The following is a 21,930-nucleotide window of genomic DNA, read 5'->3' on the forward strand; positions in this document are numbered from 1 at the left end:
GTCAGGCGCCGATCGGATGCCACGTGGTCTTGAACTCCAGCGTGTCGCGCAGTTCGTAGAGGCCCTGGGCCCGGTCGGCGTACCAGTCCACGGCGTCCTCGGCCTTGAGGAGCTTCACGCGTTTCACGCTGTCGGCGGCACCGAGCTTGAGGGTCTTGCGTTCGTCGGCGTTCGCCACCCCCGTGATGGCGCGCAGATGGGTGTGCGTCGCGAGGGTCGGCACGATTTCCTTGCGGAAGCCCGTGAGGAGGTTGACCACGCCGCCGGGCAGGTCGCTGGTGGCGAGCATCTCGCCGAGCACGATGGCCGGATAGGGCTGGGTGGAGGAGGCCAGCGCGACGACCGTGTTGCCGCTGGTGATGGCGGGGGTCAGCAGCGAGACCAGCGCGAGCAGGGGAGCCTCGTCGGGGGCGAGGACGCCCACGATGCCCATCGGCTCGGTGACGGTGAAGTTGAAGTGCGGCGACGCCACCGGGTTCACGCTGCCGAGCACCTGCTCGTACTTGTCGGCCCAGCCGGCGTAGTGGATGAGGCGGTCGATGGTGGCGGTGATTTCCTTCGTCGCGGCCGCCGGGCGGGCGCCGCCCACGGCCAGGGCATCCGCCATGTCGGCCTGGCGGGCCTCGAGCATCTCGGCGAGGCGGTAGAGGATCTGGCCCCGGTTGTAGGGCGTGCGCTTCGCCCAGCCGGGACCGGCCTTGGCGGCGGCCTCGACGGCGTTGCGCAGGTCCTTGCGCGTGCACTGGGGGATGTTGGCGAAGAATTTTCCCGTGGCATCCGCGAGCGGGAATGTGCGCGCGCTCTCGGAGCGGATAAAGGCGCCGCCGACGTAAACCTTTGGCGTTTTGGTGATGGGGAGGCGGGTCATGGGAGGATGGGGTCAGGTGGCGGCCGGCGCCTCGTCCTGCAGGTAGGTCTTGGGCGTGTAGAGGCGCGCGACAAACACGTAGACGACCGCGGTCAGCAGGCAGAGGCCGACAAAAAAGAGGTAGAACCAGGCGCCCGGCAGCTTGGAGGATCCGTCCGCATTGGCGATGAACTTGTGGACCAGCGCGGTGAAGAGGTTGCCGGCGGAGATCGCCCACATGTAGAGCACCATCACGATCGATTTCATGCGCTTCGGCGCCTGGGTGTAGGCGAACTCCAGCGCCGTCACCGACACCATGACCTCGCCCGTGGACAGCAGCAGGAAGGCCGGCACCTGCCAGATGATGTGGGGCCGCAACCCGGCCGTGATCTGCGATTCGATCCAGGCGGCGATGATAAACGACACCGCCGTCACCACCAGCCCGAGGCCGATCTTGCGCAGCTCGGTGAGCGGAAAGACGCGGCTGATGAGCGGAAAAAGCACGTAATTGCACACCACGATCATCGCGAGGATGAACACGCTGTTCAGCGTCTGGATCTGGGCGGAGAGGATCTCGAAATTGTAGCCCAGGACCGAGACCTGCCGGTCCATCTTCTCCGCCTGCAGCACCCATTCGCTCCCGCTCTGGTCCCACAAGGACCAGAAGATGGCGACGAAGACATAGATCGCGGCAATCCGGCCGATGGCGGAAAAACCCTCGCGGTTGAAGTTCTCGCGGAAAAACGAGCGGCCGGCCGGCGGGATGTGCACGAACTTGTAGCGCCCCGCCCAGAATATGACTGCCGCGATGCCCATCAGGATGCCCGGGACGCCAAAAGCCCAACCGGGGCCCGCATACTTGAGCAGCAGCGGCGTGAGCGGGATCGAGATCATGGAACCCGCGTTGATCGCAAAATAAAACCACCCAAAGGCCTTCGACAGGAGGTGCTGGTTGCGCGCGCCGAACTGGTCGCCGACGATCGCGGACACGCAGGGCTTGATGCCCCCCATGCCGATGGCGACCAGGATCAGACCGGAGGTCAGCCCCAGCCGGGTCTCATCCAGTGCCAGCGCCAGGTGTCCGCCGCAGTAGATCAACGAAAGCCAGAAGATCGTGCGGTACTTGCCGAAGAACACGTCGGCGAGGATGGCGCCGGCCACGGGCAGGAAATAACCGAGCGACAGGAACAGGTGGTATTGCTGGTTGGCCTCGTTTTCCGACATCACCGCCAGCGCCCCGGTGGCGTCGCGGAGGTACTGCGTCATGAACACGACCAGGATGGCGCGCATCCCGTAGAAGCTGAACCGCTCGGCCGCCTCCGTGGCGATGATGTAGGGGATGCCCGGGGGCATCTGGTCCGTCTTGAGCGGCGCCGTGATGAGTTTTTTGTCGTCCATGTAGATCAGCGGAAAAGGAAGGTGATGATCAGCGCCCCGAGGGTGAGAAAAGCCACGACCGGCCAAAGCCAGCGCGGCGCGCGCCGCGGCGATGCGGGCGGCTCGTCGTCGAAGGCGGCGTCCGGCAGGTCGAGCCCGTCATAACGCGTGGCCTCCTCGTTCCACCCCGAGCGCTCGTCCGCCCCGCAACCCGGGCACGCGCGCGCGCCGCGCGGCACGGCTTCGCCGCAGACGGGGCATTCGGTGGGAGGAACGAAGGCATGGGGCATCGCGTCAGATGAGCTGGCAATAATCGAGCAACCCCTGGCGGCCGCCCTCGCGGCCGAAGCCGCTTTCCTTGTAGCCGCCGAAGGGCGACGCGGGATCGAACTTGTTGTAGGTGTTGGCCCAGACGACGCCCGCCTTGAGCTCCGTGCTCAGCTTGAGGATGCGCGAACCCTTGTCGGTCCACACCCCGGCGCTCAGGCCGTAAGCGGTGTTGTTCGCCTTCTCGACCGCCTCCTCGGGCGTGCGGAAGGTCAGGATGCTGAGCACCGGCCCGAAGATCTCCTCCCGGGCGATGCGATGGCTCATGCTGACGCCCGAAAACACCGTCGGGCGGAAGTAGTACCCCTTCGCGGGCAGCTGGCCGGGGGGCTGGTACATCGCGGCCCCCTCCTTCACGCCGGCGGCGACGAGCTTCGTGATGCGTGTGAGCTGCTCCTTCGAGTTGATGGCGCCGATGTCGGTGTTCTTGTCGAGCGGGTCGCCGACGCGCAGCGTGCGGATGCGGGTCTTCAGCTTGGCGAGCACGGCGGCGGCCACGGGTTCGTGGACCAGCAGGCGCGAACCGGCGCAGCAGACGTGACCTTGGTTGAAGAAGATGCCGTTGACGATGCCCTCCACGGCCTGGTCGAGCGGCGCGTCGTCGAACACGATGTTGGCCGCCTTGCCGCCGAGCTCCATGGTCATCTTCTTGTCCGTGCCGGCCAGCGAGCGCATGATGATCTTGCCCACCTCGGTCGAGCCGGTGAAGGCGACCTTCGCGGCTGTGGGGTGGTTCATCACCGCCGCGCCCGTGTCGCCGAATCCGGTGACGATGTTGACCGTGCCGGGCGGGAGCCCGGCGTCCTGGATGATCTCGGCGAATTTCAGCGCGGTGACACTGGTGGTCTCGGCCGGCTTGATGACCACCGTGTTGCCCATGGCCAGTGCGGGGGCGATCTTCCACGCGAGCATCAACAGGGGGAAATTCCAGGGAATGACCTGACCGACCACGCCCAGCGGCGCCACCTTCCGGCCGGGCGCCACGTAGTCGAGCTTGTCGGCCCAGCCGGCGTGATAGAAGAAATGCGCGGCCGCCATCGGCACATCAAAGTCGCGCGATTCCTTGATGGGTTTGCCGCCGTCCATGGTCTCGGCCACGGCAAACTCCCGGGCGCGGTCCTGCAGCAGGCGGGCGAGGCGGAAGATGTACTTCGCACGCTCCTTGCCCGGCATTTTTCCCCAGGTCGTGTCGAACGCTTTCTTGGCCGCCACGTAGGCGGCATCCACGTCGGCGGCATTGGCCTGGGCGATCTCGGCGAGCTTCGTCTCGTTGGCCGGGTTGATGGAGTCGAAATACTTGCCCGCCGTGGGCGCGACGAACCGGCCGCCGATGAACAGGTCATAGCGCGGCTTCAACCGCGGGTCGGCGGTCTCGGGCGCGGGATCAAATTCCCAGAGATCGCCGAAGATGAGCGCGGGCGCGGGCCGGGCGGCGGAACGTTTCTTGGGGGAAGTGAGTGTTGCCATTTTTTGAATCACCGAGGTCCAAAGCCCGCCAAGGTGTAACCTCGGGTTTCTCTGTGCCCTCTGTGTCTCCGTGGTTAATTGAAAAGGATTAGTAGGATTCGGCGGCTTCGCTGAAGTAATACGGGGCCTGGTAGGCGCCGGTGCGTTCCTTCTCCAGCTGGCGGACGAGGTCGTTGAGCAGCGCCGAGGCGCCAAAGCGGTAGTGGGTGTTATTGAGCCACGTGTCGCCCAGCGTCTCCTTGACGGCGACGAGAAAGGTAAGCGCCTGCTTGGCCGTGCGGATGCCGCCGGCGGGCTTCATCGCGATCGCGAGACCCGTCTCGAGGTAAAAGTCGCGGATGGCCTCGAGCATCACCTGGTTGTTGCCAAGGGTCGCGTTCAACGTGGTCTTGCCGGTGCTCGTCTTGATGAAATCGCCGGGTCGCAGGACGCGCATCGCCAGGAAGGACGCGCCCCGGATGTTGTCGTAGGTCTCAAGTTCGCTGACCTCGAGGATGACCTTGAGGGTCGCCGCGCCGCAGGCATCACGCACCGCGACAATCTCATCCTGGACGCGCGCGAATTCACCCGCGAGGAACGCCCCGCGGTTGATCACCATGTCGATCTCGTCCGCCCCGTCGGCCACGGCCGCCTTCACCTCCGCCAGCCGCGTGCGCAGCGGCGCCTGGCCGGACGGAAAGGCGGTGGCGACCGACGCGATGCGCACGGCGCTGTCGCCGCCCAGTGCGCGGCGCGCGTGTTTCACCATTGCGGGATAGACGCACACTGCGGCGACCGGAGGGATCGCGGGATCGTCGTGCGGGCGCCGCGCCTTCTGGCAGAGCGCGGCCACCTTGCCCGGCGTGTCTTTGCCCTCGAGGGTCGTCAGGTCGACCATCGTGACCGCGGTCTTCAGGCCCCAGAGCTTGGCGTGCTTCTTGATGCTGCGGGTGCCATATTTCGCGACCCGTTCCTCGATGCCCACCTGATCGACCGGGCCGATCTCGTTGAACAAACGCCGGAACCCGGCCTGTGCTTGGACTGCCATTGTGGGCGGGAATATCCGGTCATAAGCGCCCGAAAACAATGTCAAAGTCGGTCCGGCCCACCGCGCCCGCGATGGACATTGCGGCGACCCGCGCCAGACTCGCCCCATGCCTGACCTGCTTGACCAGCTTGCCGGGGGTGACCCGCTCACCTTAGGACGGACCGCCGCGGTGGCCGCGTCCGTGCTGGCGCAGCCCGAACTGATCGACGCGTTGTTTGACGGAGTTGCCGATGACGATGAAGCCATCCGCAACCGATCCATGGACGCCCTCGAGCGGATTTCCTCCCGGCGACCCGAGCTGCTGCGGCCCTACAAACGCGAGTTGCTCACCCGTGTGGTCCGGATCGGGCATTGGTCCGTGCGTTCCCACCTCTGCCAGGTTCTGGCGCGGCTGGACAACTACACCCCCGTCGAACGGCGTCGCGCGATCACCACCGTCGGCGGCTGGCTCCATGACCGGAGCAGCATCGTCAAGGCGGTCGCCCTCGACTGCGCCGTGCAGCTGAGCCTCGCCCCCGGATTCGCCCCGGAGCGGGCCGCGGCCACCAGGCTGGTGAACGAGTGCGTCCAGCACGGCGGGACCCCGGCCTTGCGCGCCCGGGCCCGCAAGCTGCAACGGCAGCTCGCCAAACTTGCGCCCCCGGCCCGGGCCTGATTGCCTGCGGTCCAGGATCCCCACCATGTCCGATGCCCCGACCTATCCCCCCCGCGGCGAACTTGTCATCCGTACGATCGCGATGCCGGCCAACACCAATTCCAACGGTGACATGTTCGGCGGCTGGCTGGTCTCCCAGATGGACCTCGGCGGCGCCATCCTGGCCCGTAACACCGCCCGGAGCCGCATCACGACCGTCGCGATCGATGCCATGTCGTTTCACGATCCGGTCTACGTCGGGGATATCGTCAGCTGTCATGCCTTGCTCGGCAAAACCGGCCGTACCTCGATGCGCATCGAGGTCGAGGCCTGGGCCCAGCGCCACAAGGGCGGCGAACACGTGCGCGTGACCACCGGCATCTTCACCTACGTCGCGATCGACGACCACGGCCGGCCCCAACCGGTCCATCGCTAGTTTCCCTCCGCGCCGCATGCGCTCCATCACCCTCCCAAAACTCTTCCTGTTTGGCCTCGCGCTGGCCGCCGGACTGTTCGCCCGCGCCAGCGAGGCGGAGGTGCTGGCCGCTGTCCGCGCCGCCGATGACGCGCGCATCGCCGCCACGCTCGCCGTCGATGCGACCCGGCTCGACGCGATCCTGTCCGACGAGCTGCATTACGCCCACTCCAGCGGGGTGATCGATTCCAAGGCTTCCCTCCTCGAGTCGCTCACCAGCCGCCGCGTGGTCTATGAGTCGGTGGAGCATGTCGCCCGCGACTTCGTGGCCGCCGGTCCCGGCCTCGTGCTCATGCGCGGTCGGATGCTCGTGCGGGTCGGCAGCGCCACCCAGCGAAACCTGATCGACCTGAACTACCTCGCCGTGTGGCGGGAGGAAGGCGGTCGCTGGCGTTTCCTCGCCTGGCAATCCAGTCGCAATCCGGCCCCGGCCAAGCCGTGACGCTGTATCGGCCCGAATTCACGGGCGTTGGCGCGCACCTGATTTGACGCCGGCACCCCGGCCCCGCAAGGTGCCGGCTTGTCCACCCTCCCCCCTAATTCCGCACGATCCGGCAACGGCGTGGCTGCCGCCGCCGCCGGTTTCCTGCTGTGGGGCATCGTGCCGATCTATTGGAAGCAGATGCAGGGCGTGTCGGCGCCCGAGCTGATCGCCCACCGCATTGTCTGGTCGCTGCTTTTTCTCTGCGGCATCCTCGCGTGGCAGCGCAAGTTCGCCTCGCTGCGCCCCGCCTTCGCCGGGGTCCGCGCCGCCGGGCTGACCTTCGCCAGCGCCCTCCTCATCACCGTCAACTGGACCGTCTACGTGTGGGCGGTGAATGCCGGTCACATCCTGGAAACCAGCCTCGGTTATTTCCTCGTACCGCTCATGAACGTCGCGATCGGGTCGTTCCTGCTCCATGAGAAGCTTCGCCCCTTGCAGTGGGGCGCGATCGGTCTGGCCGCGCTCGGTGTCGTCCTGTTGCTGCTGCGGGTCGGTCACTTCCCGTGGATCGCGCTGGTCATCGCCAGCACCTGGGCCGCCTACGGGCTCTTGAAAAAGCAGTCGGCCCAGGGCCCGATCGCCGGTCTCACGGCCGAAACCATCGTCCTCTTTCCCGTCGCCGCCGGCTTGCTCCTGTGGCTGGCGGCGCACGGCGGCGGCGCACTCGGGCATGCCCCCGCGCGCACCCAGGCCTTTGTGCTCAGCGCCGGCGTGATCACCGCCGTGCCCCTGCTGCTCTTTGCCTACGGCGCCCAACGGATGCGGCTGACCTCGCTTGGCCTGCTCCAATACCTCGCCCCGTCCGTGCAGTTCCTGATCGGGCTCTTCGTCTACCGCGAACCGTTCGATGCGGCGCGCTTCCAGGCCTTCGGGCTCATCTGGGCGGGTTTGGTCGTCTACTCCGCCGACACCTTCTGGGCCCAGCGCCGCCAGCTCCTCCGCGCCGCCGGCATGACCTGAGCCGGAACGCCAAGGCGCTGGCATGGTGCCGCCCGGCGCTTGCGTGGGTGGCGACCCGGCGCTTCACTGACGTCACCCCATGAAAAACCGCCTCCCCCTGCTCCCGCTGGCGCTGGCCGCGCTTTGCTCCCTCGCGCTCGCCCAACCCGCAACCCCGCCCGCCCCGGCTCCCGCTGCGCCGGTCGTCGCCGACGCACCCCCGCCCCTGCCGGATGCCTCCGCGCCGATCCCCAAGACCGGCAACGCCCGCTTCTTCGAAATGCACGAGTCTTTCCTCGCCCGGGGCAAGAGCGGCCCGATCGGCGTGCTGTTCCTCGGCGACTCCATTACCGAGGGTTGGCGCGGGGCCCCGCACATTTGGGAGCACTATTTCGGCCAATACCAGCCCGCCAACTTCGGCATCGGCGGCGACCAGACCCAGCACGTGATCTGGCGCATCGAGAACGGCGAGCTCGACGGCATCAGCCCGAAGGTCGTCGTCCTCATGATCGGCACCAACAACTCCGCCCGGCACTCCGGCGAGCAGATCGCCGACGGGGTCAAAAAGATCGTCGAACTGACCCGCGCGAAGATCCCCGGCGTGAAGGTCCTGCTGCTCGCCATCCTGCCGCGCGACGCCCGCCGCAATGCCGACGGGTTGATCACCGAGGCCGCCATCGCGGACGCCACCAAGCGTGTGGCCGCCAATGACCGCGCCAACGCCCTCCTCGCCCCGCTCGACGACGGCGTGAACGTGCGGTTCCTCAACACCAACGCCCTCTTCCTCGGACGCGATGGCCGGATTCCGTGGACCCTCATGCCCGACCAGTTGCATCTCACCGCCGCAGGCTACCAGCTCTGGGCCGAGGCGATTGCCAAGCCGCTCGCCGAGATGATGAAGTGAGAATTGAGGTGACACCTGCGCTCCGCGCAGGTGCTTATGGCTCCGCGTCCACCGAACCCCGACATGGTCGCCGCGGCTCCAGCCAGGCATTCATGCCCTTCGCCGGACTTACTTCAGGTCCTTGCCGAAATCGAGCAGCTCCATCTCGAACACGAGCGTGGCGTAGCGCTTGATGCCGGGCGGCCGGCCCTTGGCCCCGTAGGCCAGCTCGGGCGGGACGATCAGGAGCCACTTCTCCCCCTTCGTCATCTTTTGCAGTGCCTCCTCCCAGCCCTCGATCAGGTCGCCCCGGTCGATGCGCACCTTGAGCGGATTCTCCGCGGTGTTCTGGTCGAAGATTTTTCCGTCGAGCAGCATGCCCTTGTAGACCACGCTGACCTTCATGCCCGTCTTCGGCATGCCGGCGGCGGGATCCCCGGCTTTCAACACGATGTAGCGCAGGCCGGTGAAGGTCTTCTTGGCCTCGGGCCAGCGCTGTTCGACGATCTCCAGGTCCTCGGGCGGCAGTTTTTCCCGCTGGGCCAGGAGCGGACTGGCGGCGAAGAGGGCGAGGCAGAGGCAGAGGAGCGGACGCATGGTGGGGGTAATCACGGTTTCTTTTCGGGAGGAATGACGCGGAAAATGACCACCGGTTCCTTCGGCGTCGAGGCTTGTTCGGCCCGGGCGGCCGGCGCGGGATCGGCCGGCACGGTCTTGACCGTGGGCATGGGCGCGGCCTTGGCGGGCGGCGCCGCCGGCGCCGGGGCCGGCGCGGCAACCGACACCACGGGCATCGCCGGCGGCACTGTGGCGAAGCCGCGCTCGAGCAACTCGCGGGCCTTCACGTCGCGCACGACCCGCTGCTCGCTGCCGAGCACGACGGCGATGAGCCGACGGCCGTTGCGTTCGGCCGTGGCCGCGAGCGAGAAACCACCCGCGCTGAAATACCCGGTCTTGAGTCCGTCACATCCCGGGAAGGCGGTGAGTAGGCCGTTGTGGTTGCGCATGATGAAGGGTTCCGCCGCGACCTCCCGGAAGGCGCGCTCCTTGATCGAGCTGTAACGCAGCACCTGGCCGTGCCGGATCAGTTCGCGCGAGAGCCGGGCGAGATCACGCGCGGTCGTGACATCCGGAGACTGGCCCTTGCTGGGCGGCAGACCGTGTGGGGAATGGAAGGTCGTGCTGGTCATGCCGAGCGCGCGGGCCTTCGCGTTCATGAGCTCGACAAACGCCTCGCGCGAACCGGCCGCATGGGTGGCCAGGGCCACGGCGGCATCATTGGCCGACTGGATCATCAGCGCGTGCAGCAGGTCATCCACCGTGAAGACCTCGCCCTGCTTGAGGTAGACCTGCGAGCCGCCGGTGCGCGCCGCCTCGGCCGACACCGTCACCGGGTCGGTCAGGGCGATCCGGCCGGATTCTACCTGGTCGATCACCACGAAGAAGGTCATCAGCTTGGTGATGCTCGCCGGAAACCCGCGCGCATCGGCATTCTCCTCGATCAACACGGCCCCCGTCGCGGCATCGGTGACGATGGCACTGAGGTAGGGATTGCGGGAAACCTTCTCGATGGCGAATGAGGCGACCGCCGTCCCGGCGACCAGTCCCACCACCACCACGCGCTGCAGGAAATTCATCCGCGCAAGGCAGTGACCGGAAACCGGCAACGCAATATCAATTCAAGCCATCCTGCTCACGGCCATGCCTGGGGGCCCACCGGGCATAAAAAAAGGCGGAGCCCGGAGGCTCCGCCTTGAAAGTGGATTTTCGCCGAAGGCGAAAGTCGGAATTAGTAACGGTCGCGACCGCCGCCACCGCCGCCGCCGCCGAAACCGCCACGGCCGCCGCCGCCGAAGCCGCCACGGCGCTCGCCGCCGAAGCCGCCACGACCGCCGCCGCCGCCGCCGTAGCCGCCGCCGGCCGGACGATCTTCCTTCGGACGGGCCTCATTGACCTGGAGAGCGCGGCCGCCGAAATCGACGCCGTTGGTCTTCTCAATGGCCATCTTGGCCTCTTCCGGGGTGCCCATGGTGACGAACGCGAAACCGCGGGGGCGGCCGGTCATCTTGTCCATGGCGACATAGGTGTCGGTCACGGTGCCGAACTGGCCGAAATGGGCGCGGAGTTCGTCATCGGTGGTCTTGAACGATAGGTTTCCAACGTAGAGTTTGGAATTGCTCATGTGATAAATCGTAGATCCTTCGCCATCTGCCAGTCTGTTCCCAACGTGGGTTTCGAAATCATCACTTAAGCCAAACGCTCAGCCAACGACTCACCAGTTCCTGTCATCAAACGCTATCTCTAACGAGGGGCGTAAGAACGCCGATGCAGGGCGCGCTTGCAAGGGAATTTTTTTAGCAGGGTCGTCAACCCACTGCCCGACAGGGAGTTGAATTTAGACGTGGCTCCCGATTAAATCGAGTATTTCCGCCGGATCGCATCCGGGATCCGCACCGGGCGGGTCGTCTCCAGCGAGATCATCACGTAGTCAAACCAGCCGTCGCACACACGTTTGCCGTCGGGTCGACGTTCAATCTCGAACTGCAACCGCAGGCCAATGAGCGTGAATTTCTCGATCCAGCAGCGCACGGTCATCTTGTCACCCAGGGTGAGCGATCGCCGGAAATTCATCTGGGTCGCCGCGATAACCCAACCAAATCCGAGCTGCTGAAATTCCGCCATCGGCATGCCATAGCAGCGCTCCATCTGGTCAAACCGGGCGGCGAGCACGTAATCCATGTACCGGCTGCTATGCACATGCTGGTACATGTCGATGTCGTCCGGCCGCACCGCCAGTTCGCTCTCGAATTTGGCGTACACCAAGCCCGGCTCCACCGCCTCTGCCGCATCCATGCCTGATTTTGCTTCGTCCACCTCCGCAAACTGCGATCCCGAAGCGGCCGCTCCAAGGCAAATCGGTGCGCCACCAAGGGAATCCTAGCTTGAATGTATTATTTGTTTCATACAAGTGTTTGCCTCATGGCCTCAAGCTCTTCCGCCACCCCTGCGAGGATATTAGCTGCTGCTGAAGCGCTATTTGCAGACAATGGATACGCCAACATCACCTTGCGGCAGATCACGGCTCACGCCGGGGTAAACCTGGCCGCGGTCAACTACCACTTCTTCGATAAGGAAACGCTGTACCGGGAACTGCTCACGCAGCGCCTGCGGCAGATCAATCATCAACGCGCGGTCTTGCTGGAGGCCGCCGAGGCCCGGGCACCGGACGGTCTGGCGCCGCTGGATGAAATCATGGATGCCCTCGCCCGGCCCGCCTTTCTGCCCGAGGGGGCCTTCACCCCTGCCAGTGCCCGCCTCCTTGGCCGCGTTCTGCTTGAGCAGGCTACCTTGACCGAGGGTCTGTTGCAGCAGGAATTTCAACCCATGATGACCCGTATCGGCCAGGCCTTGCGTCGTCACCAACCCGGCCTGCCCCCGGCGGATTTCCTCTGGCGCTTCAGTTTCATCGTCGGCGCTCTGCACCACTCACTCGCCACCCTGCCCAATATGCATGCCCTGACCCAAGGGATCTGCCGGGACAACGATGCCAATGCCGCTCTCGGCAGTTTTACAAAATTCGCCATCGCGGCGATGCGCTAGCAGCCACCCGCAGAGGGTCGGGCTGTAAATCCGATCACCCGGACTGACGAAACGGGGCGGTATGCAGATATTTCGTCTCCGTCCTTGTCACCGCGAAATATCTGCCTCACTTAGCCCCCAGCAGCGCTGACCACGCTGCGGCGGTTTCCCTGAAACTTCGCACCCCTGACCCGGGTTAGAGGACGACAGGAACAAAGACCCGCCACCCGCGCTCTGAACCAGCGCGCCCGACACCAAGCCATGCTCACCGCCATCATCATCCTTGCCTTGCTTTCCCTCCTCGTTGCCACCGAGGGGGATCCCGCGAACCCGACTGTCGAGACCAACGCGGAAAAGCCGGTGCGCCCGGCCGGTCAGAACGGGGCTGAGGGCAAGGCCGACAAGCGCTGCCGCCTCGCCGCTTAGGCTGTCGCCCCGCCGCCCAGCGGCTCCCATGGCGGTAAGATAACTTAGGGAAACCTGGCTTGCGCTTCCGGAAGGCTTTCATTCCCTACCGGCTCACAACCTTCCATGCGCCGTTTCTTCGCCTCCCTTGTCCAGTGGATTGATTCCGACTACTCCGTCGAATCACCTGATGCCATCCGCGCCCAGCCCGATGGCGTGAATCTCGTCCGCTGCATTCCCTTCATCATCCTGCATCTCGGCTGCCTCGGGGTCATCTGGGTCGGCTGGAGCTGGTTCGCCGTCTGGACCGCGGTCGCCCTCTACTTCCTCCGGATGTTCGCGGTCACGGGTATCTTCCACCGCTATTTCTCGCACAAGACCTACAGCACTTCCCGTTTCGGCCAGTTCCTGCTCGCCCTCTGGACCGGCACCACCGTCCAGCGCGGCCCGCTCTGGTGGGCCTACCACCACCGGCACCACCACCAGCATTCGGACGAACCGGAAGACGCCCACTCGCCGCACGTGCACGGCTTCCTCTGGTCGCACATCGGCTGGATCACCAGCAAGCGCAACTTCCCGACCGACTACTCCAAGGTCAAGGATCTCGCCAAATTCCCCGAGCTCGTCTGGCTGAACCGGTTCGACATCGTGGTGCCCGTCCTCTTCGCCACCGGCCTCTTCGGCCTCGGCCGCTACCTGGAACACGCCGCCCCCGGCCTCGGCACCTCCGGCGCCCAGCTTCTCGTCTGGGGTTTCTTCATCAGCACCACCTTCCTGTTCCACGGCACGGCCTCGATCAACTCGTTCACCCACCTGTGGGGCAAGCGCCGCTTCAACACCACCGACGACTCCCGCAACAGCTTCATCCTTGCGCTCGTGTGCCTCGGTGAGGGTTGGCACAACAACCACCACCGCTACCAGTCCTCGACCCGCAACGGTTTCTACTGGTGGGAAATCGATCCCACCTACTACGGCCTGAAGCTGCTCTCCTGGACCGGTTTCATCTGGGGCCTCAAGCCCGTGCCCGCCTCCATCTACGAGGAAGCCGCGCAAATCGCCCACCACGACACCATCCGACGCTTCAGCACCTCCTCCGTGCAGCACGAGATCAACACCCTGCGCAAGGTCGTGCCGACCGCCGCCGCCATCGCCATAGCCACGGTGAATTCCCCCGAGGTCGCCAGTCAGCTGAAGAAGGACGGCCCGGCGATCCACAAGGACGTCGCCGAGCAGACCGAACACCCCGGCACGGACCAGCAGTAAGGCCAATCCCAGGCTGGCCACCGCCCCCGCCCCGCGCGCCTCCCGCCGCGGGGCTTTTCTTTGAATCCGCCGCCCCGTGCCGGGCGTAGCTTGCCACGTGCGCCCGTCCGGAATTACACCTCCTGCCATCAAAACCCGCCCCGCCCTGCGATGACCAAACTCGCCATCATCGGCACCGGTATCTCCGGCCTGGGCTGCGCCCATTTCCTGCACCGCCACTTCGACGTCACCCTCTTTGAGCAGAACGGTTACGTCGGCGGCCACACCAACACCGTGACCGTGCCCGAGGCCGGCACCGGCCGTCCGCTGCCCATTGACACCGGCTTCATGGTGTTCAACTACGCGACTTACCCGCAGCTGACCCGCCTCTTCGCCGCGCTGAACGTCCCGGTGAAGAAGACCGACATGTCGTTCAGTGTGCGCCACGAGGACACCGGTCTCGAATTCTGCGGCTCCTCCCTCAACCACCTCTTCGCCCAGCGCCGCAACCTCCTCCGCCCGTCCTTCTACCGGATGCTCTTCCAGATCGACCGCTTCAACCGCGATGCGATCGCCGCCCTGGACGACCCGGCCCTCGATACGCAAACCCTCGCCGACTACGTGCGTGCCCGCGGCTACGGCGCGGACTTCCTCGATCTCTACCTCGTGCCGATGAGCAGCGCGGTCTGGTCCACTCCGCCCGACAAGATGCTCCTCTTCCCCGCCCGGGCGCTGCTGCGTTTTTTCCACAACCACGGCTTCCTTGGGCTCAACACCCAGCACCAGTGGTGGACGGTCGACGGCGGCGCGCAGGAATACGTCAAGCGACTCACCGCGCCCTGGGCCGACCGCATCCGCCGCACGGCCCGCGTCACCCGCGTCACCCGCGGCCCGGTCGGCACCTTCGTCACCACCGCCGACGGCATCACCCAGCGCTTCGACAAGGTCATTCTCGCCGCCCACGGCCACGAATCCCTCGCCCTGCTCGCCGACCCCACCCCCGACGAGGCCCGCCTCCTCCGCGAATTTCAGTACCAGGCCAACACCGCCACGCTGCACACCGATGCCTCGGTCATGCCCCGGACCAAGCTCGCCTGGTCAGCTTGGAACTATTCGCTCGCCCGCGACGCCACCGGCCGCCTCGAGCCCATGACCATCTACTGGATGAACCGCCTGCAGGGAGTCTCCGAACGGGAAAACTACTTCGTCTCCATCAACCGGCCCGATCGCATCGCGCCCGATCGCATCCTCAAGACCATCTCCTACGAGCATCCGCTCTTCACCCTCGGGGCGGTCCGGGCCCAAACCGAGATCCCCGCCCTCAACGCGGCCGCCCGCGGCACCACGGAGACCTATTTTTGCGGCGCCTGGACCCGCTATGGCTTCCACGAGGACGGTTTCCTCTCGGCCGTGAACCTGTCCGGGCTCCTGTTGGCGCGGGATCCCTGGACCGGGTGAGACGCTTGTCCCCGAGCCGGTTAAGTGTATCGTAGTCAGAATCTCCTGCATCTGTTTGCCGGAACCGCCCGTAATCCTTCCTCGGTGAATTCCTGTCTCTACGAGTGCCATGTCATGCACGCCCGTTTTGCGCCCAAGGCGCACCGGTTCGTGTATCGCATTTTCCTCTTCGCCTTCGACCTCGACGAGCTCGACACCCTCCACCGCAAGCTGCGCCTGTTCTCCTGGAACCACCGCAACCTCTATTCCTTCCGCGACACCGATTTCCTCCCTACCGGTGAAAAACTGCATAACCCCGGTGGCGAACAACCCGCGGCCGCGATCAACCCGCCCACCCCCGCCGCCAGCGTGGCCCGCACCCTGAAGCAACGGGTGATCGCCCACCTCGCCACCCAAGGGGTCGATCTGACGGGTGGCCGCGTGCTGCTCGTCACCCTGCCTCGCGTGATGGGCTACCTCTTCAACCCCGTCTCGTTCTATTTCTGCTACGACCGCGCCGGCAGCCCCGTCGCCGCCCTCGCCGAGGTCACCAACACGTTCAAGGAAATGAAGCCCTACGTCCTCGGTCCGGATACCCGCCGTGACGGCGCCTTCACCTTGCGCGTCCCCAAGCATTTCTACGTCTCCCCGTTCAGTGACGTCGATGTCGCCTTCGACTTCACGCTCCGCGCCCCCGGCGAGCGTCTCGCCGTCCAGATCGACGACTACGTCGGCGCCCAGCGCACGCTGACCAGCACGCTCGCGGGCCCGCGTCAGCCGCTCACCGACGGACGCCTCGCCTGGTTCACGCTCAAATACCCGCTCATCACCCTGCGCGTGATCAGCCTTATCCACTGGCATGCTTTCCGCCTCTGGCTGAAAAAACTGCCTTGGTTCGCCAAGGCCGCCCGTGCCGCCGACCAGCGCGATCTTTATCGACCGCATGCCTCGCTGGCGGTGCCGGTCCCGTCCGGCGCCATCCTTTCCTCCCCGTCCCTCGCCCCTTCGCCCAAAGCATGAGTTCCACCGCCTCCACCGCTTCCGCCTCCCTTTCCGCCCGCCCCGTCAGCTTCGCCGAGCGCGCCGTTCTCGCCTCTTTCGCCGCCCTGCCGCTCGGCCGCCTGCAGCTGGACCTCCCCGACGGCTCCGTCCGCATCTTCGGCGACCCCGCCCTGGCCACCGCCGACCTGGCCCCCCACGTCACCAACCACGCCTCCCTCCGCGTGCGCCGACCGGCTTTCTTCAAAAAGTGCCTGCTCCACGGCGACATCGGTTTTGCCGAATCGTTTATCGACGGAGACTGGGAAACCCCCGACCTCACCGCCGTGGTCGCGTGGTTCGTGCTGAACCACCGCCAGGCTCCTACCCTGTCCGGCTCCCATCACGCCCGCTCGCTCGTCCTGAATTTCCTGCGCTTCGCGGACCGCCTCGGCCACCTGCTCCGGCCCAACGACCGCGCCACCGCGCGCCGCAACATCGCCGAGCACTACGACCTCTCCAACGACTTCTTCGCCCTGTGGCTCGACGAATCCATGATGTACTCGGCCGCCCGCTGGGAACGCGCCGACGCCACCCTGCGCGAGGCCCAGGACGCCAAGAATGACGCCCTCTGCCGCCACTTGCGCCTCCAGCCCACCGACCACGTCCTCGAGATCGGCACCGGCTGGGGCGGCTGGAGCATCCACGCCGCGTCCCGGTACGGCTGCCGGGTCACCACCGTCACCATCTCCCGCCAGCAACACGACCTTGCGGTGAAACGCATCGCCGCCGCAGGTCTCGCCGACCGCATCGAGGTGCGGATGCAGGACTACCGCGACATCACCGGCGCCTTCGACAAGATCGTCTCGATTGAGATGCTTGAGGCCGTCGGACACCAATATCTCCCGGACTACGCCGCCGCCTGCCACCGCCTGCTCAAGCCCGACGGCCTGCTCGCCCTCCAGTTCATCACCGTGCCCGACCACCGTTACGCGGCGCTGCGCTCGGGCGTGGACTTCATCCAAAAGCACATCTTCCCCGGCTCGCTGCTGTTGTCGGTCAACCGGCTGAACTCGCTGCTCAGCGAAAAGGGCGGCTTCGTCCTGCACGCCTTCGACGATTTTGGCAGCGACTACGCGCAAACCCTCCGGGCCTGGCGGGCCAGCTTCGCCGCCAAGCTCGACCAGGTCCGCGCCCTCGGCTTTGACGAGCGGTTCATCCGCAAGTGGCACTACTACCTGTGCTACTGCGAGGCCGCCTTCGCCCTGCGCCACATCTCCGTCGTCCACACCCTGCACTCGCGCGCCAACAACCTCGCGCTGTCCTCCCGCGCATGATCTGGTTCCTGCGCCTCCTCTTCGTCGTCGTCATCGGCTCGATGCTCTGGGTCACGAGCTGGGCCAGCCTGCACCAGCCCCTCGGGGACTTTGCCCGCAGCGCCACGTTCCGCGACCCCTGGGTGATCGCCACCCTCTTTGATGCCTACTGGGCCTTCATCACGTTCTACGTGTGGATCGCCTGGAAGGAACAGTCCCTCGCCGCCCGCGTCCTGTGGTTCGTCGCCGTCATCCTGCTCGGCAACTTGGCGATGGCCGCCTACATGCTCCGCGAACTTTGCCCCGGCCCGGCCGATGGCCGGCTCACGGACATCTTCACCCGCCGCAATCCCGGCACCCTCCTGCTGCCCGGCCTGTTGACCGCCGCCGCCGTGGGCGTCTACCTGCTGGCGTGACCACCGCCGCTCCCGCCCGCTCTTTCTGGCAACGCCGAGTGCGGGATCCCCTGCTGGCGCTGTTCACCCAGGGCATCACCCCCGACAAGGTCGCCGCCACCCTCGCCGTCGGCACCGCCTGCTCCTTGTTTCCCTTTCTCGGCTTCACCGCCGCCCTCAACCTCGCGGTCGGACTCCGGCTGCGCATGAACCAACCCATCATGCAGGTGTTAAACCAGCTCCTCGGTCCCCTGCACCTGGTCATGATCGTCGTCTACGTCCGCCTCGGCGAATGGCTCTGGCACGCCCAGGACGAGCGCTTCACCCTCACCGAAATGCTCCGGGTCTTCCGGGAGGAAACCTTCGTCTCGTTCCTCCAGCGTTTCGGCTGGACCGGCGTCCATGCCTTCAGCGCCTGGGCCTTGACGGCCCCGCTGCTCGTGGCGGTACTCTACTACGCCCTCCGGCCCCCTCTGCGCCGGCTGGCGTCCAGCACCCGGGCCCAAGCGTAACTTTCCCCGATGGCCCCGCTCCCCCTCCTTTTCCTTGCCTTGGCCGGACTCTGCGCGCTCTTCGCGTTGCTCTGGTTGGTTTGCCGCCGCCTGGACAACTACGGGTTTGTGGACGTGGCCTGGTCGTATGCGTTCGCGGTCTTGGCGGTCTTCTACGCCTGGTTCGGCCCCGGCTGGTACCTGCGCCGCTTCACCCTGGCCGCCATGGCCTTGCTCTGGAGCCTGCGGTTGGGCACCCACCTGCTGAAACGCGTGGCAGCCCACCATCCCGTCGAGGACGGCCGCTACCTGCAGTTGCGCAAGGATTGGGCCGGCAACTTCGGGCCGAAGATGTTTGGATTTTTCCAGCTCCAAGCCGCGTCCGTCGTGCTGCTCGGCGCGGCGTTTCTCCTGCCGGTGTTCAATCCCGCCCCGCGCTTCCACCTGCTGGAAATCATCGGCGTCTGCCTGTGGTTCGCCGCGCTCTACGGTGAAGCCATGGCCGACGCCCAGCTCGCGGGATTCAAGCGCAACGCGGCCAACAAGGGCCAGGTGTGCGCCGTCGGTCTCTGGCGCTTCAGCCGCCACCCGAACTATTTCTTCGAGTGGCTGATCTGGGTCGCGTTCTTCATCTTTGCCCTCGCTTCCCCCTGGGGCTGGCTGGCCGTGATCGGCCCGGCCAGCATCCTCTACCTCCTGCTGCGCGTGACCGGTATCCCGCTCACCGAGGAGCAGGCCGTCCGCTCCAAGGGCGACGCCTACCGCCGCTACCAGCAGACGACGAGCGCCTTCATCCCCTGGTTTCCCAAATCATCCACCGCGAAGGACGTGTAGTTGCGCGCCAGCCCCGTCCCTCGCGGCGCGGCCCCACCCTCGCAGTCAAATTTCCCATGATCGATCTGCTGCTCAAAAAAAACCTCCTGCCCGACTGGCTCATCCGCGTCGGCATCCGCCGGCTGTTGCGCCAGCGCCTGCAGGAAATCGACCACCCGTCGCCCGACCTGCAGGTGGCCCAATTTGCTGAATCGCTACGCTCCCTGCCGATCGCGATCAATACGGCCGAGTCCAAGGAACAGCATTACGAGGTCCCGACGCGATTCTACCAACTTTGCCTGGGCCCGCGCCTGAAGTACTCCTCCTGCTACTACGAGCGGGGCGACGAGACCCTCGCCATCGCCGAGGAACGCATGCTCGCCTTGACCTGCGAGCGCGCGCGGCTCGCCGACGGCCTCGACATCCTCGAACTCGGCTGCGGCTGGGGTTCGCTCACCCTCTGGATGGCGGAGCGTTATCCCCGCGCCCGCATCACCGGCGTCTCGCACTCCCGCACGCAGCGCGAGCACATCCTCGGCGAGGCCCGGCGCCGCGGCCTGGCCAACGTCCAGATCCTGACCTGTGACATGAACGACTTCGCCCCGGCCGCCGCCGCCTACGACCGCGTGGTTTCGGTCGAGATGTTCGAGCACATGAAGAACTGGCCGCGCCTGATGGCGACCGTCGCCCACGCGCTCCGCGCCGAGGGGTTGTTCTTCGCCCACGTCTTCACCCACGCCCGCTTCGCCTACCACTTCGAGGTGCGCGACGAGTCGGACTGGATGAGCCGCTACTTTTTCACCGGCGGCATGATGCCGGCCCACGGGCTCTTTCCCTGCTTTCAGGACGACCTCAAGCTCGTCTCCGACTGGAAGGTCAACGGCCAGCACTACGCCCAGACCGCCGAGCACTGGCTGCAGAACATGGACGCCCACCGCGCCGAGATCATGCCGCTCTTCGCCGAGACCTACGGCGCCGCGCACGCCCGCCAGTGGTGGGCCTACTGGCGCGTCTTCTACCTCGCCTGCGCCGAGCTCTGGTGGTTCCGCTCGGGCGACGAATGGCTCGTCAGCCACTACCTGTTCCGCAAACCGTGAACCGGCTCACCACCCTGCTCCTACTGTTGGCCCTCGGCGTGACCCTGGGCGCCGCCTCCGCCGGCACTCCGCTTGATGAGGCCTTGGCCGCCGAGGCGCGGCTGGATTCAGCGCGCGCCCTGACTCTGTTCCAGCAGGCCGCCGCCGGGCAGCCGGACGACGCCTTCCTCCTCTACAAGATCGCCAAGCAGTACTCGGACCAGGTGCCAGACCAGACGACGGACGAGGCAAAAATCGACTACGCCCGCCGCGCCCTCGGCTATGCGCAGCGCGCCTTTGCCTTGGAGCCGACCAACGCCGTCTACGCCCTCTCGCTCGCGATCTGTCACGGCCACCTCGCCGCCAGCAGCGACGTGCGCACGCGGGTGGAAATGTCGCGCCTGATCAAGGAGGATGCCGAGCGCGCCCTCCGCCTCGACCCGGACTACGCCTGGGCCCATCACGTGCTCGGCCGCTGGCACTACGAGATCGCCTCGCTCGGTCCGACCGCCCGGTTCTTCGCCCGGCTGTTCTACGGCGGCATCCCGACCGCCTCGGTGGACGAGGGCATCATCCATCTCCGTCGGGCCACCGCCCTCGAGCCCACCGAACTCAACCATTGGATCTACCTGGGCTTTGCCTACGCCGCCGCCGATCGGACGGCCGAGTCTCGGGCCGCCTGGGAACGCGGCCTCGCCCTGCCTGACCGCAGCAAGCACGACGGGGTCGCGAAGCGCCGCGCGCGCGAGGCCCTGGCCCGGGGCTAGACTCCCGGTCCGCCGGCGCCGGCTCACACCAACACGAGCACGATGGCCGCCAGCATCAGGCCACCCCCGACCAGCCGGAGGCGCAACACCCGCGGGTCCAGGTGCTGCTCCTGGCTGTGAAACCAGTGACCGATGGCCCAGACGACGAGCACGCTGACCAGTCCGCGCGCGCTATAAACAATGTTCACGGCGGTGGCGCCGCCCCAAATGCCGATGGCCAGCACGATGCCGGCGTTGTTCAAGGCCATCAGGACTGAACCCACCCCGACCCACCGCCACGACGAACCGTTCATCGCGCGCAAGGGCGCGCTGAAAAAGGGAATCAGAGCCAGCGAGTAGACACCTACCCAGCCAAACATCGCCGGGGCAAACGCGGCTGCCCCCCACGCGGGCGCCCACTTCTGGATGAACACGTCGCCCAGGCCGTAAAACGACGCGCTCAGCCAGGCGAGCAGCACCGTCCGTCCGATCATCCGCGGGACGACCGTCCCCTTGCCCAGATGCAGCAACAGCACGGCGGCCGTGCTCAGCCCGGCCCCGACCCACCAGCGCCAGGGCATGTCCCCGGCGTTGAACAGGACCGTGAAGAGCGCCACCATGAGCACCTTGGTCCCCATGACTGGCGTCGTGACCGTCACATCCCCATGCTTGAGGGCCAGAAAGATGCTCGCCTGACCGAGCAGGAAAAACGCGGCCGCCAGCGCCGGCTGCCAATAGAGCTCCAGCGCGACCACCGGACGCCCGGCCGCCAGCCAAAAAGGCAGGAAAGCCAGGCCCGCCGTCCAGTTCGCCACGAAAGTCGTGCGCCAGACCCCCACACCGAGCTCGGCCGCCCGCTTGAAGGCGAGTGCCGCCAGCACGTAGGTGAAGGCGCACGCCAGCGGGATCAGCAGGTGCCAGGAGAAGGACATCGCCCAGCAGGGAGCCGCACCTGGCCACGCGGCTCAAATCTAATCCGGCCGCCTCGGCGG

Annotated in this window: 26 protein-coding genes; 16 read left to right on the forward strand and 10 right to left on the reverse strand. The window is 66.3% G+C overall.

The annotated features are described in order from the left end of the window. Position 1 precedes the first annotated feature (1 nt). The 5 genes from Verru16B_RS04690 to deoC form a co-directional block, all read right to left on the reverse strand. Positions 2–868, reverse strand: a complete 867-nt coding sequence (locus Verru16B_RS04690; RefSeq protein ID WP_069961203.1) for an aldehyde dehydrogenase family protein — start codon at positions 866–868, stop codon at positions 2–4. A 12-nt stretch (positions 869–880) separates the two neighbouring features. Beyond that, positions 881–2,245 (reverse strand): POT family MFS transporter, encoded by a 1,365-nt coding sequence (locus Verru16B_RS04695; RefSeq protein WP_069961204.1) that lies wholly within the window; start codon positions 2,243–2,245, stop codon positions 881–883. 5 nt (positions 2,246–2,250) lie between these two features. Next, positions 2,251–2,514 (reverse strand): zinc ribbon domain-containing protein, encoded by a 264-nt coding sequence (locus Verru16B_RS04700; RefSeq protein WP_069961205.1) that lies wholly within the window; start codon positions 2,512–2,514, stop codon positions 2,251–2,253. A 4-nt stretch (positions 2,515–2,518) separates the two neighbouring features. Continuing rightward, positions 2,519–4,018 (reverse strand): aldehyde dehydrogenase family protein, encoded by a 1,500-nt coding sequence (locus Verru16B_RS04705; protein WP_083270103.1) that lies wholly within the window; start codon positions 4,016–4,018, stop codon positions 2,519–2,521. Between the two features lie 88 nt (positions 4,019–4,106). Further along, positions 4,107–5,045: a deoxyribose-phosphate aldolase gene (gene deoC, locus Verru16B_RS04710; RefSeq protein ID WP_069961206.1), complete on the reverse strand. Its 939-nt coding sequence runs from the start codon at positions 5,043–5,045 to the stop codon at positions 4,107–4,109. A gap of 106 nt (positions 5,046–5,151) precedes the next feature. On the opposite strand from deoC, the gene Verru16B_RS04715 reads away from it, so the two are divergent. The 5 genes from Verru16B_RS04715 to Verru16B_RS04735 all read left to right on the forward strand — a co-directional run bounded on the left by Verru16B_RS04715 (position 5,152) and on the right by Verru16B_RS04735 (position 8,481). Beyond that, complete coding sequence (locus Verru16B_RS04715; protein ID WP_069961207.1) at positions 5,152–5,700, forward strand: hypothetical protein; 549 nt, start codon at positions 5,152–5,154, stop codon at positions 5,698–5,700. Positions 5,701–5,725: 25 nt separating this feature from the next. Then, a complete protein-coding gene (locus tag Verru16B_RS04720) occupies positions 5,726–6,115 on the forward strand; it encodes an acyl-CoA thioesterase (RefSeq protein WP_069961208.1) in 390 nt (129 codons plus the stop codon). 16 nt (positions 6,116–6,131) lie between these two features. Continuing rightward, the gene (locus tag Verru16B_RS04725) at positions 6,132–6,596 is read left to right on the forward strand and encodes a nuclear transport factor 2 family protein (RefSeq protein ID WP_083270104.1); all 465 of its coding nucleotides are present in this window, start codon (positions 6,132–6,134) and stop codon (positions 6,594–6,596) included. Positions 6,597–6,716: 120 nt separating this feature from the next. Beyond that, positions 6,717–7,598, forward strand: coding sequence for an EamA family transporter RarD (gene rarD / locus Verru16B_RS04730; RefSeq protein ID WP_237023467.1), 882 nt, complete (start codon positions 6,717–6,719; stop codon positions 7,596–7,598). Between the two features lie 79 nt (positions 7,599–7,677). Next, positions 7,678–8,481 carry a GDSL-type esterase/lipase family protein gene (locus Verru16B_RS04735; protein WP_083270105.1) on the forward strand — a complete coding sequence of 268 codons (804 nt, stop codon included), beginning with the start codon at positions 7,678–7,680 and terminating at the stop codon, positions 8,479–8,481. 108 nt (positions 8,482–8,589) lie between these two features. Here Verru16B_RS04735 and Verru16B_RS04740 read toward each other — a convergent pair whose 3' ends face one another. From Verru16B_RS04740 to Verru16B_RS04755, 4 genes are all read right to left on the reverse strand, one after another. Then, positions 8,590–9,057: an FKBP-type peptidyl-prolyl cis-trans isomerase gene (locus tag Verru16B_RS04740; protein WP_069961210.1), complete on the reverse strand. Its 468-nt coding sequence runs from the start codon at positions 9,055–9,057 to the stop codon at positions 8,590–8,592. Between the two features lie 11 nt (positions 9,058–9,068). After that, complete coding sequence (locus Verru16B_RS04745; RefSeq protein ID WP_069961211.1) at positions 9,069–10,097, reverse strand: D-alanyl-D-alanine carboxypeptidase family protein; 1,029 nt, start codon at positions 10,095–10,097, stop codon at positions 9,069–9,071. A gap of 152 nt (positions 10,098–10,249) precedes the next feature. Continuing rightward, positions 10,250–10,642 (reverse strand): RNA recognition motif domain-containing protein, encoded by a 393-nt coding sequence (locus Verru16B_RS04750; RefSeq protein WP_069961212.1) that lies wholly within the window; start codon positions 10,640–10,642, stop codon positions 10,250–10,252. Positions 10,643–10,872: 230 nt separating this feature from the next. Continuing rightward, positions 10,873–11,313, reverse strand: coding sequence for an acyl-CoA thioesterase (locus tag Verru16B_RS04755; protein WP_069961213.1), 441 nt, complete (start codon positions 11,311–11,313; stop codon positions 10,873–10,875). 126 nt (positions 11,314–11,439) lie between these two features. Between Verru16B_RS04755 and Verru16B_RS04760 the strand changes: the two genes are divergently transcribed. The 11 genes from Verru16B_RS04760 to Verru16B_RS04805 all read left to right on the forward strand — a co-directional run bounded on the left by Verru16B_RS04760 (position 11,440) and on the right by Verru16B_RS04805 (position 20,959). Next, positions 11,440–12,060 carry a TetR/AcrR family transcriptional regulator gene (locus tag Verru16B_RS04760; protein ID WP_157772214.1) on the forward strand — a complete coding sequence of 207 codons (621 nt, stop codon included), beginning with the start codon at positions 11,440–11,442 and terminating at the stop codon, positions 12,058–12,060. Between the two features lie 240 nt (positions 12,061–12,300). Further along, positions 12,301–12,465 carry a hypothetical protein gene (locus tag Verru16B_RS18240; protein ID WP_157772216.1) on the forward strand — a complete coding sequence of 55 codons (165 nt, stop codon included), beginning with the start codon at positions 12,301–12,303 and terminating at the stop codon, positions 12,463–12,465. A 105-nt stretch (positions 12,466–12,570) separates the two neighbouring features. Further along, entirely contained in the window at positions 12,571–13,707 is a 1,137-nt protein-coding gene (locus Verru16B_RS04765) for an acyl-CoA desaturase (RefSeq protein ID WP_069961215.1), read from the forward strand. Positions 13,708–13,857: 150 nt separating this feature from the next. Further along, on the forward strand, positions 13,858–15,144 hold the full coding sequence (locus Verru16B_RS04770) for an NAD(P)/FAD-dependent oxidoreductase (RefSeq protein WP_069961216.1): 1,287 nt from the start codon (positions 13,858–13,860) through the stop codon (positions 15,142–15,144). An 84-nt stretch (positions 15,145–15,228) separates the two neighbouring features. Beyond that, positions 15,229–16,143: a DUF1365 domain-containing protein gene (locus tag Verru16B_RS04775; RefSeq protein ID WP_083270107.1), complete on the forward strand. Its 915-nt coding sequence runs from the start codon at positions 15,229–15,231 to the stop codon at positions 16,141–16,143. Then, the gene (locus Verru16B_RS04780; protein ID WP_069961218.1) at positions 16,140–17,438 is read left to right on the forward strand and encodes an SAM-dependent methyltransferase; all 1,299 of its coding nucleotides are present in this window, start codon (positions 16,140–16,142) and stop codon (positions 17,436–17,438) included. Before Verru16B_RS04775 ends, Verru16B_RS04780 begins: the two co-directional genes overlap by 4 nt. After that, positions 17,435–17,833: a DUF1475 family protein gene (locus tag Verru16B_RS18245; protein WP_069961219.1), complete on the forward strand. Its 399-nt coding sequence runs from the start codon at positions 17,435–17,437 to the stop codon at positions 17,831–17,833. The genes Verru16B_RS04780 and Verru16B_RS18245 overlap by 4 nt, the downstream gene beginning before the upstream one ends. After that, positions 17,830–18,324, forward strand: a complete 495-nt coding sequence (locus Verru16B_RS04790) for a DUF2062 domain-containing protein (protein WP_069961220.1) — start codon at positions 17,830–17,832, stop codon at positions 18,322–18,324. The genes Verru16B_RS18245 and Verru16B_RS04790 overlap by 4 nt, the downstream gene beginning before the upstream one ends. 9 nt (positions 18,325–18,333) lie before the next feature. After that, positions 18,334–19,137: a DUF1295 domain-containing protein gene (locus Verru16B_RS04795; RefSeq protein ID WP_069961221.1), complete on the forward strand. Its 804-nt coding sequence runs from the start codon at positions 18,334–18,336 to the stop codon at positions 19,135–19,137. A 56-nt stretch (positions 19,138–19,193) separates the two neighbouring features. Continuing rightward, complete coding sequence (locus tag Verru16B_RS04800; protein WP_069961222.1) at positions 19,194–20,213, forward strand: SAM-dependent methyltransferase; 1,020 nt, start codon at positions 19,194–19,196, stop codon at positions 20,211–20,213. Beyond that, positions 20,210–20,959 carry a tetratricopeptide repeat protein gene (locus Verru16B_RS04805; protein ID WP_083270108.1) on the forward strand — a complete coding sequence of 250 codons (750 nt, stop codon included), beginning with the start codon at positions 20,210–20,212 and terminating at the stop codon, positions 20,957–20,959. Before Verru16B_RS04800 ends, Verru16B_RS04805 begins: the two co-directional genes overlap by 4 nt. A gap of 23 nt (positions 20,960–20,982) precedes the next feature. Here Verru16B_RS04805 and Verru16B_RS04810 read toward each other — a convergent pair whose 3' ends face one another. Then, on the reverse strand, positions 20,983–21,870 hold the full coding sequence (locus Verru16B_RS04810) for a DMT family transporter (RefSeq protein WP_069961224.1): 888 nt from the start codon (positions 21,868–21,870) through the stop codon (positions 20,983–20,985). Between the last annotated feature and the right edge of the window lie 60 nt (positions 21,871–21,930).

Origin of the sequence: Lacunisphaera limnophila (genome assembly GCF_001746835.1) — a bacterium.
In the GTDB taxonomy this organism is placed as follows: domain Bacteria; phylum Verrucomicrobiota; class Verrucomicrobiia; order Opitutales; family Opitutaceae; genus Lacunisphaera; species Lacunisphaera limnophila.